At 53.3% G+C, this 16,298-nt stretch carries 11 protein-coding genes and 1 tRNA gene; 1 reads left to right on the forward strand and 11 read right to left on the reverse strand.

What is annotated here, in order from left to right; translation table 11 throughout:
• Nucleotides 1-53 precede the first annotated feature (53 nt).
• From AB8Q18_12570 to AB8Q18_12585, 4 genes are all read right to left on the reverse strand, one after another.
• On the reverse strand, nt 54-2,066 hold the full coding sequence (locus tag AB8Q18_12570; protein ID XDZ51002.1) for a CocE/NonD family hydrolase: 2,013 nt from the start codon (nt 2,064-2,066) through the stop codon (nt 54-56).
• Between the two features lie 11 nt (nt 2,067-2,077).
• Nucleotides 2,078-3,646 (reverse strand): BCCT family transporter, encoded by a 1,569-nt coding sequence (locus AB8Q18_12575; protein ID XDZ51003.1) that lies wholly within the window; start codon nt 3,644-3,646, stop codon nt 2,078-2,080.
• 319 nt (nt 3,647-3,965) lie between these two features.
• A tRNA-Lys gene (locus tag AB8Q18_12580) sits at nt 3,966-4,041 on the reverse strand.
• Nucleotides 4,042-4,159: 118 nt separating this feature from the next.
• On the reverse strand, nt 4,160-6,226 hold the full coding sequence (locus tag AB8Q18_12585; protein XDZ51004.1) for a M3 family metallopeptidase: 2,067 nt from the start codon (nt 6,224-6,226) through the stop codon (nt 4,160-4,162).
• 57 nt (nt 6,227-6,283) lie between these two features.
• Between AB8Q18_12585 and AB8Q18_12590 the strand changes: the two genes are divergently transcribed.
• Nucleotides 6,284-6,835 (forward strand): gamma carbonic anhydrase family protein, encoded by a 552-nt coding sequence (locus tag AB8Q18_12590; protein XDZ51005.1) that lies wholly within the window; start codon nt 6,284-6,286, stop codon nt 6,833-6,835.
• A 27-nt stretch (nt 6,836-6,862) separates the two neighbouring features.
• On the opposite strand, the gene AB8Q18_12595 is transcribed toward AB8Q18_12590, so the two are convergent.
• The 7 genes from AB8Q18_12595 to AB8Q18_12625 form a co-directional block, all read right to left on the reverse strand.
• Nucleotides 6,863-7,930 (reverse strand): metallophosphoesterase, encoded by a 1,068-nt coding sequence (locus AB8Q18_12595; protein XDZ51006.1) that lies wholly within the window; start codon nt 7,928-7,930, stop codon nt 6,863-6,865.
• A 97-nt stretch (nt 7,931-8,027) separates the two neighbouring features.
• Nucleotides 8,028-9,167 (reverse strand): molecular chaperone DnaJ, encoded by a 1,140-nt coding sequence (gene dnaJ / locus AB8Q18_12600; GenBank protein ID XDZ51007.1) that lies wholly within the window; start codon nt 9,165-9,167, stop codon nt 8,028-8,030.
• A 144-nt stretch (nt 9,168-9,311) separates the two neighbouring features.
• Nucleotides 9,312-11,243: a molecular chaperone DnaK gene (gene dnaK / locus AB8Q18_12605; protein ID XDZ51008.1), complete on the reverse strand. Its 1,932-nt coding sequence runs from the start codon at nt 11,241-11,243 to the stop codon at nt 9,312-9,314.
• 111 nt (nt 11,244-11,354) lie between these two features.
• Complete coding sequence (gene grpE, locus AB8Q18_12610; protein ID XDZ51009.1) at nt 11,355-11,897, reverse strand: nucleotide exchange factor GrpE; 543 nt, start codon at nt 11,895-11,897, stop codon at nt 11,355-11,357.
• Nucleotides 11,898-12,227: 330 nt separating this feature from the next.
• Nucleotides 12,228-13,682: a Na+/H+ antiporter NhaC family protein gene (locus AB8Q18_12615; protein XDZ51010.1), complete on the reverse strand. Its 1,455-nt coding sequence runs from the start codon at nt 13,680-13,682 to the stop codon at nt 12,228-12,230.
• A 32-nt stretch (nt 13,683-13,714) separates the two neighbouring features.
• Nucleotides 13,715-14,860, reverse strand: a complete 1,146-nt coding sequence (locus AB8Q18_12620) for a class II histone deacetylase (protein XDZ51011.1) — start codon at nt 14,858-14,860, stop codon at nt 13,715-13,717.
• A gap of 359 nt (nt 14,861-15,219) precedes the next feature.
• Nucleotides 15,220-16,245 carry an AraC family transcriptional regulator ligand-binding domain-containing protein gene (locus tag AB8Q18_12625; GenBank protein XDZ51012.1) on the reverse strand — a complete coding sequence of 342 codons (1,026 nt, stop codon included), beginning with the start codon at nt 16,243-16,245 and terminating at the stop codon, nt 15,220-15,222.
• Between the last annotated feature and the right edge of the window lie 53 nt (nt 16,246-16,298).

Here is a 16,298-nt window from a genome sequence, read left to right on the forward strand (position 1 = left end):
TGAGCGCAGGGCTGATGGCCGGCAACGGCAGGCCTAAGCCTGCCTTAGGTTAATTAACTCAAACGCGCCACCCGCTCTTGCCAGCAACGCTCATGCACCACTTGGCCCTGATGTTGGGCGACTTGCTTGGCCTCAATATAGAACCAATCGGCATCGGCCGTCAGCTGAATGTCGCTGTCAACCTGAACCGACCACTCATCACGCCCAGCACGATAGGTCCAGGCAATGTCGGCGCGCATCGACAAAGGATCATAAGGTAACACCGAGTAACGTTCGGTACAGCGTTGATCCACCCAGAAACCATGCTCTAAAAAGCGCATGTGGCCAAGATCATCGTTGATCTCCACGCACACTTCGCCACTGATGACGTCTTCTCGAATGGTGCGTTTAGGCCCTGGCTCACGAATGATTTCCAGGCGCTCAGGCGTGGCCGACTGCGGCGTCTCAAACGGACAATCCACTGCCGCGCCGGTAAACACCGGTAGCCAAACCGTTTGCACTTCAGGCAATAGCGTCAACGTGGTCATCACCTTGCTCGGCCATAAGAGCGGGAAGCTGCCGGTGCTGATGGCGATGCGTAGCTTATGCCCTGCCGGTACTTTATAGCCGGCCTGATCCAAGCTTAGGGTCACCGTCTTGGCCTCGCCTGGCACCGGTGGCTCAATCGCAGTAAAGTCTTCATTCATGGCCAAATTCAAAGCGCCATAAGTAATTTGCTGTACCTGACCGTCAGGGGCCACTGAGTTCAAGCGCACCACGATCTGGCCACAAGGTTGATCCACGCTCAAGCGTAATGATAAGCGAGTATCGCCTAATAAAGCCAGCGGTTTACTTAAAGGTGCTGAATCAAAGCATAGGGATAAGGCATCATCGCGACGCTGATCAGTCGGGCCATCGGGGCCAAACCAGATGGCGCAGTACTCGCCCTGATGCACGCCCACGGTATTGGGCGAACACACCGATTGTGGCTGAGCCAAGGGTTGAGCCACATCGTTCAGACCAGCCTCATTCAGGTAAAACGGCGTCCATTCAATCTGCTCATCAGGCCAACCCTGAGTTTGTACCCATTCGCCTGGGCGCTCTAAATAGCTGGCCTTAGGCGGTAAAGCATCCTGAATGTAATAGGTCGACATCGGTTCATCCATGATGCCATTATCGATGCCTTTTAGCCAATGATCCCACCAACGTTTGGCTTCTTGCAAAAAGCCTATGGCGGGATTGGGCACGGCAAAATGAGGATATTTATGAATCCACGGGCCGATAACCGACTTCTTCGGGCCAGGCAAATGCTGCATCATCCGTGGCACGGTATTGCGATAGGCATCGCCCCACGCCCCAAAAGCGTACACAGCGGCTTTAATGTCGGCATAGCGCTCACACACCGAACCATGTTGCCAATAAGCATCACGGGTTTGATGCTCAAGCCAGTTTTTAATCAACAGCGGCATATTATCGAGGCGTTCTTGCCACATCGGTAGCCAATCCTCGCCCACCAATAAGGGATCGGGCACGGCCGCTGAGAAGTCCAGCATGGTCGCGGCCCAGCCTAGGTTTTCCAGCAGTAAATTGCCGCCCTTATAGTGGATGTCGTCGCGGTAGCGGTCGTCGGTCGAGCAAATGGTGATGATGGCCTTCAGCGCCTCTGGGCGTAAGGCCGCTACCTGTAGGCCGTTAAAGCCGCCCCAGGAAATGCCCATCATGCCAACTTGGCCACTACACCAGGGTTGGGCGCACAGCCAGTCGATGACTTCCAAGGCATCTTGCTGCTCTAGGGCTAAATACTCATCGGCCATCAGCCCTTGCGACTCGCCGTTGCCGCGGATGTCCACCCGCACGCATACATAGCCTTGCCCCGCCATCCATGGATGGGTTAAGGCGTCGCGAACGGCGGTTCCGTCCCGCTTACGATACGGCAGATATTCTAAAATTGCGGGGAAGGCGGCGGTGCCAGCAGCGGCCTCTTCTGGTAGCCAAATGCGCGCCGCCAGCTGGGTGCCGTCGGCCAGTGGAATCAAGCAATGCTCGATCTCGCGCACGGCGTAGGGAAATTCGGTGATGATGTCCATGATGTGCTTTCTTATTCTTGAGTTGAATCAGGCGTCGCTTGAGCGTCGTCTTCGGTAACGGTTAAGGCTTCGGGATGGTTCAGCCAATAAATCAACGAGCAGGCGGCGGTCAGCGTGATGACAATGCCGGGCAGACCACCGAGGTTGGAGAGCATTTTCACCCCGTCGATGCCGATAAAGGCCACCATAATCCACGCCACCACGCCGATGATCACGCCCCAAATCACTTTAATGAAGGCATTGCCGTTGATATTGCCTTGGGCGGTAAAATTGGCCGTACACAGATTGCCAATGGCGTCGGTGCTGGAGTCTGCCGCCGTCACAAAGGAAATAAAAGCAATGAACAATAAGAAGGCAATGACGATGCCGCTGGCCGGCAGCTGTTTTAAAACAGCGTATAAAACCTGCTCAATCCCTTGCTCATTCAGGACGGCATAGAGCGCACCGCCGCTTTGGGCATCAAGGTAAATGGTGGTACCAGAGAAAATACAAATCCACACCGCAGTAAACAAGGCTGGGTACACCATGCTCACCAAGATAAACTCACGCACGGTATAGCCACGGCCAATCTTGCCCAAGAACATCGCCGTTACCGGCGCCCAGGCAAACCACACCGCCCAGTAGAAAATGGTCCAGCTGTGCGGCCAGTTGTCGCCGCTGGCGGCACCGGTAAACAGGCTTTTTTGGAAGAAGGTTTGCAGATACAGGCCCACCGACTCTGTGCCAAAGGTGAAAATATACAAGGTAGGGCCGGCCAACAGCACAAACACGCCCAAGGCCAACATCACCCAGGTATTGATGGTCGATAGCCACACCAGGCCTTTATGCAGGCCGCTGGCGGCCGACGCCACAAAGGTCACCACAATCACGGCAATGATGATGCCCAAACGAGCGGGCGTGGTGTCGCCACCGAGGTATTGGCTCACGCCACCGGCTAAGGTCAATGACCCCGTGCCCAGCGATGAAGCAATACCTGCCACCAGCGCAAACAGCGCTAAGGTATCAATCAGGCTGCCGTAGCGCGCCACGCGCTTTTCACCCAAGATGGGGATCAGCATCGACCCAATCGACAAGCGTTGGCGCAGGTTGTAAAACACCAGCGCAGCCACGATCGACGGCACGGCATAAATTGCATAAGGGGTGATGGTCCAGTGTAGGAACATGGTCGCCATAGAGAACACATAGGCGCCAGGACTACCGGGCACGATGCCCATAGATTCGGGTGGGCTGTAGACGTGGTAGAGCGGCTCAGCCGTGGTCCAAAACAGCACGCCCACGGCCGTGGTGGTGCTGAGCGTCATCATAAACCAGCTGGTTTTGCTCAATAGAGGCTTGGCTTTCGCCCCCCCAATGCGCACCGCGCCCACGGGCGACAGATACACCACCACAATGAGCACCACCATTAAGAAAGACCCTAGGCTGAATACCCAGGAGAAATGATTCAGCACAAAGCTGTTCATCGCCTTGGTGGTGGCCAAAAAGCCATCCATATTGACATAGCTAGCCAGCAAGGCGCCGATGAGAATCAAAAAAGTCGGCCAGAAGACCCATGGCCGTAATACCGATTGACTGGATTTCATTATTTTCCTCTACGTGTTTGTTTGAGTGCAAACGTTGGGCTACGTCCATGACTGGCGCGCCTCTTTTCTTTAGTGCTTGTTATGTCTGATTAAAATAAGGTCTTCGGGGTCTTTCGGGCAAATGCAAATAAATCATAGGCTCATGATTTATTTGGATACCATGCCATCCGCCTAGGGTTGAGCATCGGCATCGGCACCTCAAGGCTCAACTCAAACACAGGCACACGCAGCAGGCGTGGAGATAAAAACAAGAAAGCGCCAGCCGAAACGCTGACGCCAGACGTAAAAAAACCTCGCAAAAGCGAGGTTTTTTTGAAACTGGTGGGTCGTGATGGATTCGAACCATCGACCAACGGATTAAAAGTCCGCTGCTCTACCAGCTGAGCTAACGACCCAGAAGAGGACGCTATATTAATAAAACTACGCCCTGCCGTCAACCATAAATTTCAAATAATTCTAAAAAATATGTTAGGACTTTGTTTTATTTAAATATAAACTTCCCTCTTTTTTAGATCAGGCCGCCATTCCGCTGAAACGCAGCAATGGCTCGATGCTGGGCTCACGACCACGGAAGGCAATAAAAGAGTCCATGGCGCTACGCGAACCGCCCACGGCCAGGATTTCCTGCCAGAATTTCTGGCCCATGGCCGCTACGTCTTCAGCCTCTTCAAACGCAGCATAAGCGTCACACGACAGCACCTCAGCCCATTTATAGCTGTAATAGCCCGCTGCATAGCCGCCGGCAAAAATATGGCTGAAGCTTTGCGCAAAGCGATTAAACGCCGGCGTGTTCACCACCGACACCTGTGCCCGCACGTCTTGCAAAATCTCAGCCCAGCGATCAGCGCCATCGGCCGCTTGATAAATCAGCATATCAAACAAGGCAAACTCAATTTGACGCACGGTTTGCATGCCGCTTTGAAAGTTTTTTGCCGCCATCATCTTATCGAACAGCGCCTGCGGCAGTACGGCCCCCGTGTCTTCATGAGCCGACATGCCTTGCAGCACCGACAGCTCCCAAGCAAAGTTTTCCATGAACTGGCTCGGCAGCTCTACCGCATCCCATTCCACGCCATTGATACCCGACACGCCTAACTCATCAACCTGGGTCAATAAATGGTGCAGGCCATGACCCATTTCATGGAATAAGGTCACGATCTCATCATGGGTAAGATGGGCCACTTTGCCGGCTACCGCGGGCGTGAAGTTACACACCAAATAAGCGGTTGGGGTTTGCACGTCCTGCGCCTGACGGCGGCGACCACGATAGTCGTTCATCCACGCACCGCCACGCTTGCCTTCGCGCGCGTATAGATCCATGTATACTGCGCCCACTTTTTGGCCAGCCTGATGCAGCTCAAAATAGCGCACGTCATCGTGCCACACGGGTACATCTTTGGCGACAAAGCTGATGCCATATAGCTTTTCAATCAGGCCAAACAGGCCGCTCAATACTTTATTCACCGGGAAATATTGCTTCACTTCTTGCTCAGAAAACGAAAATTTGGCTTCGCGCAGCTTCTCGCCAGCATAGGTTAAATCCCACGCCTGTAAATCGTCGCCAAAGCCTAGGGTTTCTTGCGCAAACTGGGTGAGTTCGGCCATGTCTTTTTGGGCAAATGGCTTGGCCTTAGAAGCCAAATCCTGTAGAAATTCGATCACCTGAGCCGGCGTATCCGCCATTTTAGTGGCCAAAGACAGCTCGGCATAATTATCAAAGCCTAAGAGCTGCGCTTCTTCACGGGTAAGGCGCAGGCGCTGGCTGATGATGTCGGTGTTGTCGTTTTCGGCCGCACCAAACTCACTGGCACGCGTGCTGAAGCCACGGTACATCTGGGCGCGCAATTCGCGGTTATGCGCATATTGCATCACGGCTAAATAATGGGGAAACTGTAAGCTGATTTTATAACCGCTTTTGCCTTCGGCTTCGGCGGCTGCGGCGAACATTGCCAAGGCATAGTCTGGCAGACCCGTTTTGTCTTCGTCGCTTTGGGCACCCTCTGGCGCATACGCACCGGCTAAAGCCGCTACATCGTCAAAATACAGCGCGAAGGCATCGGTGGCGTCCAACACGTTTTGTGAAAAGTCTGCGCCCAATTTGGCTAAATCGTTCTGAATCTCGGCAAAGCGTTTTTGCTCGGCTTCGGGTAAATCGGCACCAGAGAGCACAAAGTCACGCAAATTGTTTTCTAGCTTACGCTGCTGCGCTGGGCTTAAGTCGGCATATTCCGCGCTGGCGCGAATGGCTTTAAAGCGTTCAAACAACACCAAGTCTTGTGACACTTCGGTAAAGAAGGTGGTCACGGCGGGCATCATCGCCTGATAGGCGTCGCGCAATTCAGGCGTATTCACCACGGAATTCAAGTGTGACACCACACCCCATACGCGCTCTAATTGTTCAAACATGTCGGTTAAAGGATCGATGGTATTGGCCCAAGAGGCCTCAGGTAATGCTTTAATATTGGCCACGACTTCACGCCCGGCCTGCATCACGGTCTCCAAAGCGGGGGCGATTTGGCTGGGGAGAATCTTGCGGTAATCCGGCTCATCGGCCAAATTCAATAAGGCATTATCATTCATGAACGAATCCTTTATACTTGTGGGAATTATCTTAAAGCTACAGATTAGGGCATATTGATGAAAAACAACATCCGCCGTTATTTAAACCACACCCCGCAACTCACAGACTGCGCCTTCATCGACCCCAATAGCGTCATCATTGGCGAGGTTTCGCTGGCTAAAAACACGTCGGTGTGGCCATTTGCAGTGATCCGCGGCGACGTCAACCACATCAGTATTGGCGCCGGCAGCAATGTGCAAGACTTCGCCATGCTGCACGTCAGCCACAAAACGGCGGCCAAGCCCGAAGGCTCGCCGCTCATCATTGGTCAAAACGTCACCATCGGCCATCACGCCACCCTACACGGCTGCCGCGTCGGCGACAATGTGCTGATCGGCATGAACGCCGTCATCTTAGACGATGCCGTGATCGAAGACTTGGTGATGATCGGCGCCGGCAGCTTGGTCCCACCACGCAAACGCCTTCTGAGCGGCTTTTTATATGTTGGCAGCCCAGTCAAGCAGGTCAGAGCCTTAACCGATGAAGAAAAGGCCTTCTTGCCCTATTCTGCCGAGCACTACGTTAAAGTGGCCCACAATCATCAAAACAGTCTAGATGAGCAAGACTAGCGCCACGCTCTAGCCTTGCTCGGTGGGCTAGGCTAGACCAAAGCCCACCGTTTCTACACACACGCCATCATCAAACATCAGCTGCCGTTCTGGCCAGCGTAAAGCCGCCAGCTTAAAGCGGGTGTCGGTCACGGCCACGCCCTGCTTGCGGTCGCGCCAACGCGCGCCCACCGAATAGTCCACGCAGAAGACATTACGGCGCGCGCCCATCCAGGCCTGTGGCGCCACCTCAGCGAACAAATGACCGTTGGCCGAAGGGTTGGCCTTGGCCTCGCCCCAAAGGCGCCAATAATGACCGATCACCACTGGTGTGTCTTCTTCATAACGTTGCCACCACGTATCGCGGGCGGTAAAACGCCAGCGCCCGCTGGCGTAAAAAGGTGCAGGCGCAAAGGTTTCCACCCCCGACGTCAACGCCTTTAAGGGATTGGCCTGCTGCTGGTGAAAATCATAGTCACGCGTGGCCGGCATGATCGTCATGTCCGCCATCTCGTCTTCCATGGCTGCGCCATGGGCCTGCTGTTCAGCCCGATAACGTGCCAATAATCCTGATGCGGCCATCGCTTCTTTAGCGGCTCGGTGCAAGGCTCGATAGTCTTCAGCCACCTCGCCCAACTTCAGCCGCCGCGCCTGCGCAATACGTTCGGGCAACCAAGCAGCGTGCACCACGCGCAGATCCTCGCGCTCCAGCGCAATCGGCAGCTGACGTAAAAAAGCCTGCATATTGGCCCGTTCAGCCTCGGTCGCACACGAAGCATAGGGCGCATAGTTGGCGGCATCTTTATGCGCTCGCTCAGGGAAAAACCAGGCAGAGCCATCTTTGGCGTCGCCCACCAGCAGATTGATTTCATGATTGCCCAACACCATATAGGCGCGCTTGGCCTCTATCAGTCGCCGCACCCACGCAATCACCTGTGGGCTATCTGGCCCGCGATCGCACAAGTCGCCTACAAACACCAAGGTCCGCCCATCGGGATGGTGACCCTCGTCATCGTAGCCCAGCGCCGCAACTAGGGCCTGTAGCGCGGCATACTCACCGTGGACATCGCCCACAATGTCTAAATGACCTTCAGGAAGGGGTTGCACTAAAGACATGTCACTCCTTTCATGATTATTCTTAGATTCATTAAAGCATAAAAAACCCTGTTCGTTGTGGCGCAACGAACAGGGTTTGGTTCAGCCTACTGACTGATTATTCAAAAAACTTTCTCAACTTATCCATAAAGGACTGGTTGCGCGGAGTTTGCGAACGCTCTTGCCCCGTGGCAATGGTGTCAAACTCGGCCAACAGCTCTTTCTGGCGATCGGTCAGATTCACTGGCGTTTCGATCACCACGTGGCAGAATAAATCGCCCATATTGCTGGAGCGAACCGACTTAATGCCTTTACCGCGTAAACGGAATACTTTACCGGTTTGGGTTTCGGCCGGAATGCGCATTTTCGCCATGCCGTCTAGCGTAGGCACTTCAATCTCACCGCCCAAAGCCGCGGTCACAAAGCTGATCGGGAACTCACAGTGTAAGTCCATGCCATCGCGTTCAAACACGTCATGATTTTTCACGTGAGTGACGATGTATAAGTCGCCAGAAGCTGCGCCGTTACGCCCTGCTTCGCCTTCGCCCGTCAGGCGAATGCGGCTGCCGTTGTCAACGCCAGCAGGAATGTTCACCTCAATATTTTTCGAGGTTTTCACCAGCCCGTCGCCATGACACTTCACGCAAGGATCGGTGATCTCTTTACCGCTGCCGTGACAGGTAGGACAAGGCTGCTGAATTTGGAAAATCGCCTGACGCACGTGCACCGTACCGCTGCCGCCACAGGTTGAACACACTTTAGGCTTAGTGCCTGGCTTAGCGCCGCTGCCGTGGCATAGGTCACACTCTTCATGACGCGGAATGCGAATTTGTTTTTTACAGCCTTTGGCCGCTTCCTCTAAGGTGATTTCAATGTCGTAACGCAAGTCATCGCCACGGAAATCCTGCTGCTGACGGCCACCGCCGCCACCCGCGCCACCGAACATTTGGCTGAATATGTCGCCAAAATCGAAGCTGCCGCCACCGCCGCCGCCAAAACCACCGAAGCCGCCACCGCCACCCATTCCATTAGGGTCGACGCCGGCATGACCATACTGGTCGTAAGCCGCTTTCTTTTCAGCGTTCGACAAGATGTCGTAGGCTTTTTGAATTTCTTTAAATTTTTCTTCCGCTTCTTTATTATCAGGGTTGCGGTCAGGGTGATACTTCATCGCCAATTTGCGATAGGCTTTTTTAATGTCCGCCTCACTCGACCCACGAGCAACGCCCAATACTTCGTAAAAATCTCTTTGACTCATAATGGTTTGCTTTTAAATAATGATTTAGTTGATCTTGAGATGGGGGCAGTCAGATAAATATCAACCCGCCCATCGCCCTAAATTAAAGCCGCCAACAAAAAAGAGTGCCGAGGCACTCTTTTTATCAGACCAAAGCAGGAGTGCTTAGTCTTTTTTCTTGTCGTCTTTCACTTCTTCGAAGTCAGCGTCGACTACGTCAGCGTCTTCTGCTTTGCTGCTCTGTGCATCCGCACCGGCTTCGCCTGCTTCAGCTTGAGCCTGGGCGTACATCATTTCGCCCAATTTTTGGCTCACGGTCGCCAAAGCCTCAGTTTTCGCTTCGATGGCTTCTTTGTCTTCACCGGCAATCACTTCTTCGGCTTCTTTAATCGCGGCTTCAATGCTTTCTTTTTCAGCTGCGTCTAATTTGTCGCCGTAGTCGGTCAGTGATTTTTTCACCGAGTGAACCAAACCTTCAGCCTGGTTGCGAACCTGTACCAGCTCAGCCAGTTTGCGGTCTTCTTCAGCGTTCAGCTCTGCGTCTTTTACCATGCGTTCGATTTCTTCTTCGCTCAAACCTGAAGAAGCCTGAATGGTAATGTGCGCTTCTTTATTGGTGCCCTTGTCTTTCGCGGTCACGTTCAAGATGCCGTTGGCGTCGATGTCGAATTTAACCTCAATTTGCGGCATGCCACGTGGTGCAGGTGGAATGTCACCCAGGTTAAACTGGCCTAAGCTCTTGTTGGCAGACGCTTTTTCACGTTCGCCTTGCAGCACGTGAATGGTCACGGCATTTTGGTTGTCTTCCGCAGTCGAGAACACTTGCGTGGCGCTGGTCGGAATGGTGGTGTTCTTCTGAATCACTTTGGTCATGATGCCGCCCATGGTTTCAATACCCAAAGACAGAGGCGTCACGTCCAATAGTAAAACGTCGGTACGGTCACCAGACAATACGGCACCTTGAATCGCAGCGCCTACGGCCACGGCTTCGTCAGGGTTCACGTCTTTACGTGGCTCTTTACCGAAGTAGTCTTTTACCGCGTCTTGCACTTTAGGCATACGGGTTTGACCACCCACCAAAATCACGTCGTCGATGTCGTTAACCGACAAACCAGCGTCTTTCATCGCCATGCGGCAAGGTTCAATCGAACGTTCGATCAAGTCTTCTACTAGGCTCTCAAATTTGGCACGGGTAATTTTCAATGCCAAGTGTTTCGGGCCAGTAGCATCCATGGTGATGTAAGGCAGGTTGATTTCGGTTTGTTGACCGCTAGATAATTCGATTTTGGCTTTTTCTGCCGCTTCTTTCAAGCGTTGCAATGCCATCACGTCTTGTTTTAAATCAATGCCTTGCTCACGTTTGAATTCACCAATGATGTAGTCAATCAAACGTTGGTCAAAGTCTTCACCGCCCAAGAAGGTGTCGCCGTTGGTGGCCAACACTTCAAACTGTTTGTCGCCGTCTACGTCGGCAATCTCAATAATAGAGATGTCGAACGTACCGCCACCCAAGTCGTATACGGCGATTTTACGGTCGCCCTTCTCGGCTTTGTCCATACCGAACGCCAAAGCGGCAGCGGTTGGTTCGTTAATGATGCGTTTTACTTCCAAACCAGCGATGCGGCCTGCGTCTTTAGTGGCTTGACGCTGGCTGTCGTTAAAGTAAGCAGGCACGGTAATCACCGCTTCTGTTACGGGTTCGCCCAAATAGTCTTCTGCTGCTTGCTTCATTTTACGCAAGATTTCAGCGGCAATTTGTGGCGGAGCCAATTCTTGGTCTTTCGCTTTAATCCAAGCGTCGCCGTTACCGGCTTTAACGATGTCAAAAGGCATCAAGTCGATGTCTTTTTGAACTTCTTTGTCTTCAAAACGACGACCGATCAAACGTTTTGATGCATAAATAGTGTTTTTAGGGTTGGTCACTGCCTGGCGTTTTGCCGGCGCACCCACCAAAATTTCGTCGCCGTCTAGGTAGGCAATCACGGAAGGTGTGGTACGCGCACCTTCTGCGTTTTCAATTACTTTAGAAGTGCTGCCGTCAAATACGGCCAAACATGAGTTGGTTGTCCCTAAGTCAATACCGATTACTTTTGCCATTTGTTATGCTCCTAATTCAAAATTCTTGTATGAGGCCTGTGCCTTCAATCATGTCTATCAAATAAGGGGGTTTTGGGGGATTTCAAGCCCTCACCCGCATTTTTTATTCCGTTAGGCCTCTTTGGCCTTAGCCACCACTACAAGAGCGGGGCGCAATACGCGGTCGGCGACCATATACCCTTTTTGCATCACTTTTAGCACGGTATTCGGCGCTTCATCACTTTCTTCTGTGGTCATCGCTTGATGCTTGTGCGGATCCAAAGGCTCGCCCAATGGGTTGATTTCTTGAATCTGACCTTTTTCAAAGGCGGCGATCAACTGCTTTAAAGTTAAATCCACGCCAAACTTCAAGGCATCAAACTGACCGCTTTGGTCTTGTAGTGCCATTTCTAAACTGTCTTTAACCGCCAATAATTCACCGGCAAATTTACCGATGGCGTATTTATTAGCCGCCTGAACCTCATCTTGACCACGGCGACGCATGTTTTCCACGTCGGCCTTACCGCGCAACACGCTGTCTTGCAGCTGGCCTTCTAATTCGGCAATGCGCGCCTGTAAAGACTCAATGCTGACCGCTTCGGTGTTCACTTCTGCTTCGTTAACGGCTTCGGCCGCTTCTTCGTTGTGGTTGTGTTTAACGTCTTCTTCGTTCATGACTGGGTCTCTTTCACTTCTATAAACAAGGTTAGTCCTAATAGTTGACTTGTAAATAGGGGTACTTCTGTTTATTTCAAGAGCCCTTACCTGCATTAAGGGTTAAAGGTCCGAAAATAAACCTTTTAAGAATGAACCAAGATCGAAAAGCCATGGTTTGTTAGCGCCAAGTATTATGAAACAAATGATTCAGCTCGGTGGGCACGCTACGCTTTCCCCACCCTACAAACGGCTACAAACGGCCAACAAACCATCACCCTCCCTCACCAGCAAAAAAATAGGCCACCGAATCTCTCGATGGCCTACGTTCACACTCACTTAGCCTCATCACTAGGCCAGCACCCAATACAATACCGCCGCCAGCGCGGCGCTGATCAACACATAGCGAAACTGGGTAATGGCATGCTGCAACGGCGTGATTTCGCAGCTGCGTGATGCCAACACCGTGGCGTCGCCAAAAAAACAAGCATGGCTACCAAAGCCCCCTGCAGACACCACGGCGCCCAAGGTCAACGCCATATTGGCGTCTAAGGCCTGAGCCAACGGCACAATAATGGGGATCGAAATCGCGTAAATGCCCCAAAATGATCCAGTGGTAAAGGTTAAAAACGACAGCAGCACAAACGCAATCACCGGCAAATAAACCGCGCTTAAGTACGGCTTAACCCCATTGATTAAATACGGCGCCAAGCCCAGCTGTTCATTGACGTCTTGCAGCACAAAGGCGGCAAAAATAATCGCAATCGGGGTGATCATGCTGCTGACGCCCGACATAAAGTGCTCGAACAAATCCGGTAAGCTACCGATTTTGGCCAAGCGATACACCGCCAGCGTCACCAGCACCGACGTCATCACCCCTAATAAGGTGTCGCCCAAGACCCAAGTAGCGCCAATCATCACCACAATCGGCACAAAAAAGTGCCATAGCCTTGGCCGCGTCGTGCTCTCTAAGGTGACGTCGGGCGCCGCGTCAGGCTGCCACTCTTGAGCGGCAGCGGCCGCTTCAGCCGCGCGCATGCTGGGCGATGGCGGAATCAGGCGATAGGCTACCAGCGGCACCAACAAGATGGTGATCCAGGCGTAGAACATATAGGGAATAATCCCGGCATAGTAAGCCAGACCAGCGCCCTTAGCCGCCACACCGTTGCTTTCTAGCAGGCCCGAAATGTAAATCGCCCAGGTCGAAATTGGCACCAGCAGGCATACGGGCGCAGCCGTGGCCGCCGCCACATAGGCCAACATGGCACGCGATACCTTAAACTTATCGGTTAAACGGCGCATCGCCGCCCCCACGGTTAAGGCGCTTAAATAGTCATCAATAAAGATCACCAAGCCCAGCGCCCACGCCGCCATCAAGCTTTGCGCTCGGGTTTTGACCACTTTACCCAACAGCTCACTAAATGCAGCTGTTGCGCGCGACACCTGTAGCCAAGTAATCAACCCGCCCATTAAAGCCGACAACAGTAAAATCCAGCCCATCACGGGGCTAGCCATCACTTTTAAGGCGCTGCCCATCAACGACTCAATAAACACCAGCGGGCTACTCGCCAACATCATCATGCCGATGCAGGCGCCGGCAAACAGCGGTTCTAAGGTACGCTTACTGATCAAAGCCAACGCCAACACGCTGAGTACGGGGAACAGCGTGAACGCGCCAAATGCTTTAACTCCGTTCGCATCCGCTGGCACCCACCAATGCGCTGCCCCCACCATGGCCACCACCACCAGCACAATCCACAGCAATAACCGCCCCGCAAAGGGGTAAGATTTGGTTCTGAATAACATGATTCACTCCCATCTTTGGCGAATACCGCTGATTAAAGGCTGGCCTGAGACGCCATTTGCGCCGCCAATGGGCTGTGACGCACCTGTCTGAGCTGCACCAGCAGCTCATCAATCCACGCCTTTTGGTAGAACATCAGGCCTTGGCCAGTGCTGCTGGCAAAGCCAGCCTGTAAAGGGTCCTGGACGCCCGTCTTGATACCGGACAGGGTTTCAATCACGGCCAAGCCTAAGAAGGGTGTGGTATTGCCGTTATAACCGCCCTCATGCGTCATCACCACGCGGCCGTGGCCCAGCTCATCCGCCACGGCCATCACGGCCTGAGTCATGGCGCGGTAGCTGTCTGCGTGCAGCAGCATACGGCCCAGCGGGTCTTCAATGCTGGCGTCAAAACCACAGGGCACGATGATCAAATCAGGCTGAAACGCCCTCAATGCAGGCAGCACGATTTTTTCAAACGCGTAGAGATAGGCGCCATGGCCGCTGCCTGGCAGCATGGGAATATTGATGTTGGCACCCAGACCAGCGCCGCCGCCCACGTCGGTGACCGCGCCCGTACCGCGTGGGTATAAATCATCTTGATGCAGGGAAATGGTCAGCGCGCGCGGATCATCCCAAAACACGGCTTCGGTACCGTTACCGTGGTGCACGTCCCAATCCACAAAGGCAATCTTGGCCAAGCCCAGTTCATCTAGGGCATAGGCACCAGCCACGGCGGCATTGGCATAGGTGCAAAAGCCCCGACCACGGTCGGGCTCGGCATGATGGCCCGGCGGGCGAATCAGGGCATAGGCGTTCTGCACCTGGCCGCTGACCACGGCTTTAACCGCCTCGATGGCGCCGCCGGCTGATTTTTTGGCAATGCGCACCGAGCTCGCGCCCAAAGGCGATTCTGGATCAACGCAGCCACCCACGCCATCCATGGCCTCTACCGACGCCAAATAGTCCGACGTGTGTGCCCGTGCTAAATCCTGCTGCCGTGCATCGATGGGCTTAATCGCCGTCAGCTGCTCGGTCAGCCCAGTGACATCCAAAAGGTTTTTAATCCGTCGCTTAGGCTCTGGCGATTCGTAATGGGCGCTGGGCTGCACCACTTCGCTCGGTCGGCTAACGCCGGCGTAATTACCGGTGTCGTGCCACATATACAGCTCATGCCATACAAATCCTGTTTTTTTGCTCATGATTGACTCCTCTACCTGTAGACCACTTAAACGCCAAGCTGAAGCCGATCTGCGCTCCTCAACGCAGAGGCGACGTCATCATCGCCGGCCCAGCTAGCTCTTTATTTTTTATGCTGCTGACGACTATTCTAGTCATGAGCGCCCTCAATCAACGAGTTTTAAACAGGACAAAAAAGAGATAATTTAGGACAGGTAACCGGCCCAAAAACGCCAAAAAGAGTCCAGCATCGGCGCATGCCCACGCTGAACTCTCTTCATGTAAACTATTGATTAAGAAGGGCTAGGATCACACCCCAGCCCTATCATCATTCGCCCGACACCACAAGCAAACACTAAAAAACGGACAGCATCACACCCGTTTAAAATGTTTGCCGTCGAAAGGCCGACGGCGTCATGCCCTTCCAACGCTTAAACGCCACCCGAAAAGCCGAAGGATCACTGTAGCCGAGCTGCTCGGTGATCTGGTTCATGCGCAGCTGGCCTTGCTGTAACAGCAGCATCGCCTGCGACATCCGCGCTTCACTGAGCAACCACTGAAAAGCCGTCGCCTCTGCCTTTAAATAGCGCCGCAGCGTGCGTTCGGTCACGCACAGCGCATCGGCCACGTTACCGATGGCGGCATAGCGCACAATGTCGCTAGCCAACAGCGTCGACACTTTGGCCGCCCAAGTGTCGATCACGGTTTGTGCCAGGCTTTCTTCGATGGCCTGACATTGCTTATACGCCATGTCAAAGCTGGTTTGGTTGTGATAGCGCGCCGGCCGCGTCAACCATGAAGCAGGAAAAAACAGCGCATCTTCTTTAGCGCCCAAGACAATGGGGCATTGAAATAGCGCCTCATAGGCATCCAGATAGGCCAGTTGGCGACGCTTTAAATGAATTTTGGTGGGCCAAACCTGATCGCCTAAAATAGACTGAATGATGCACCAATACGAGCTCAGGCAGGTGTCAATATTAAACCCATAGAGGCTGACGTCGGCGCTATAGTCCGCATAGGAAATGACCGCTAGCCCTTGCTGCTGGGTCAGCCGCGCTTGAAAATAGCTGCCTAACTGTAGCGGGCAAGACCAGGCGCAGCCCAAAGCCGTTTGCAGCTGATCGCTGACCAGCATCACATAGCCCAAAATACCGTATGAAGCCGAATGCATGTCCTGGCCCAGCAGCAGCCCTAAATCGGCCCGCTTGCTTTTGTGTAAGGCGATTTGAAACGCGTGTAGTTCTTCGCTTCGGGCAATCACCGTCATGTCTTTAATTTTGTAATCTACGTTTAAGTGCGCCAATAAATCAACGGCCACGCCAAGCTTATCGCACAGGCTTTGCAATACCTGTACCGCATGTAAGCTAATCGGGTGGTTGGCGTTTGGGCGCGCATGCGTTTGCGTCATCTCCATCAGGCCTTCTCCTCTATCTCCACCTATTACTGGTACTCTAACACTGT

Source organism: Neisseriaceae bacterium CLB008, from assembly GCA_041228285.1.
Taxonomy (GTDB): Bacteria; Pseudomonadota; Gammaproteobacteria; order Burkholderiales; family Neisseriaceae; genus JAGNPU01.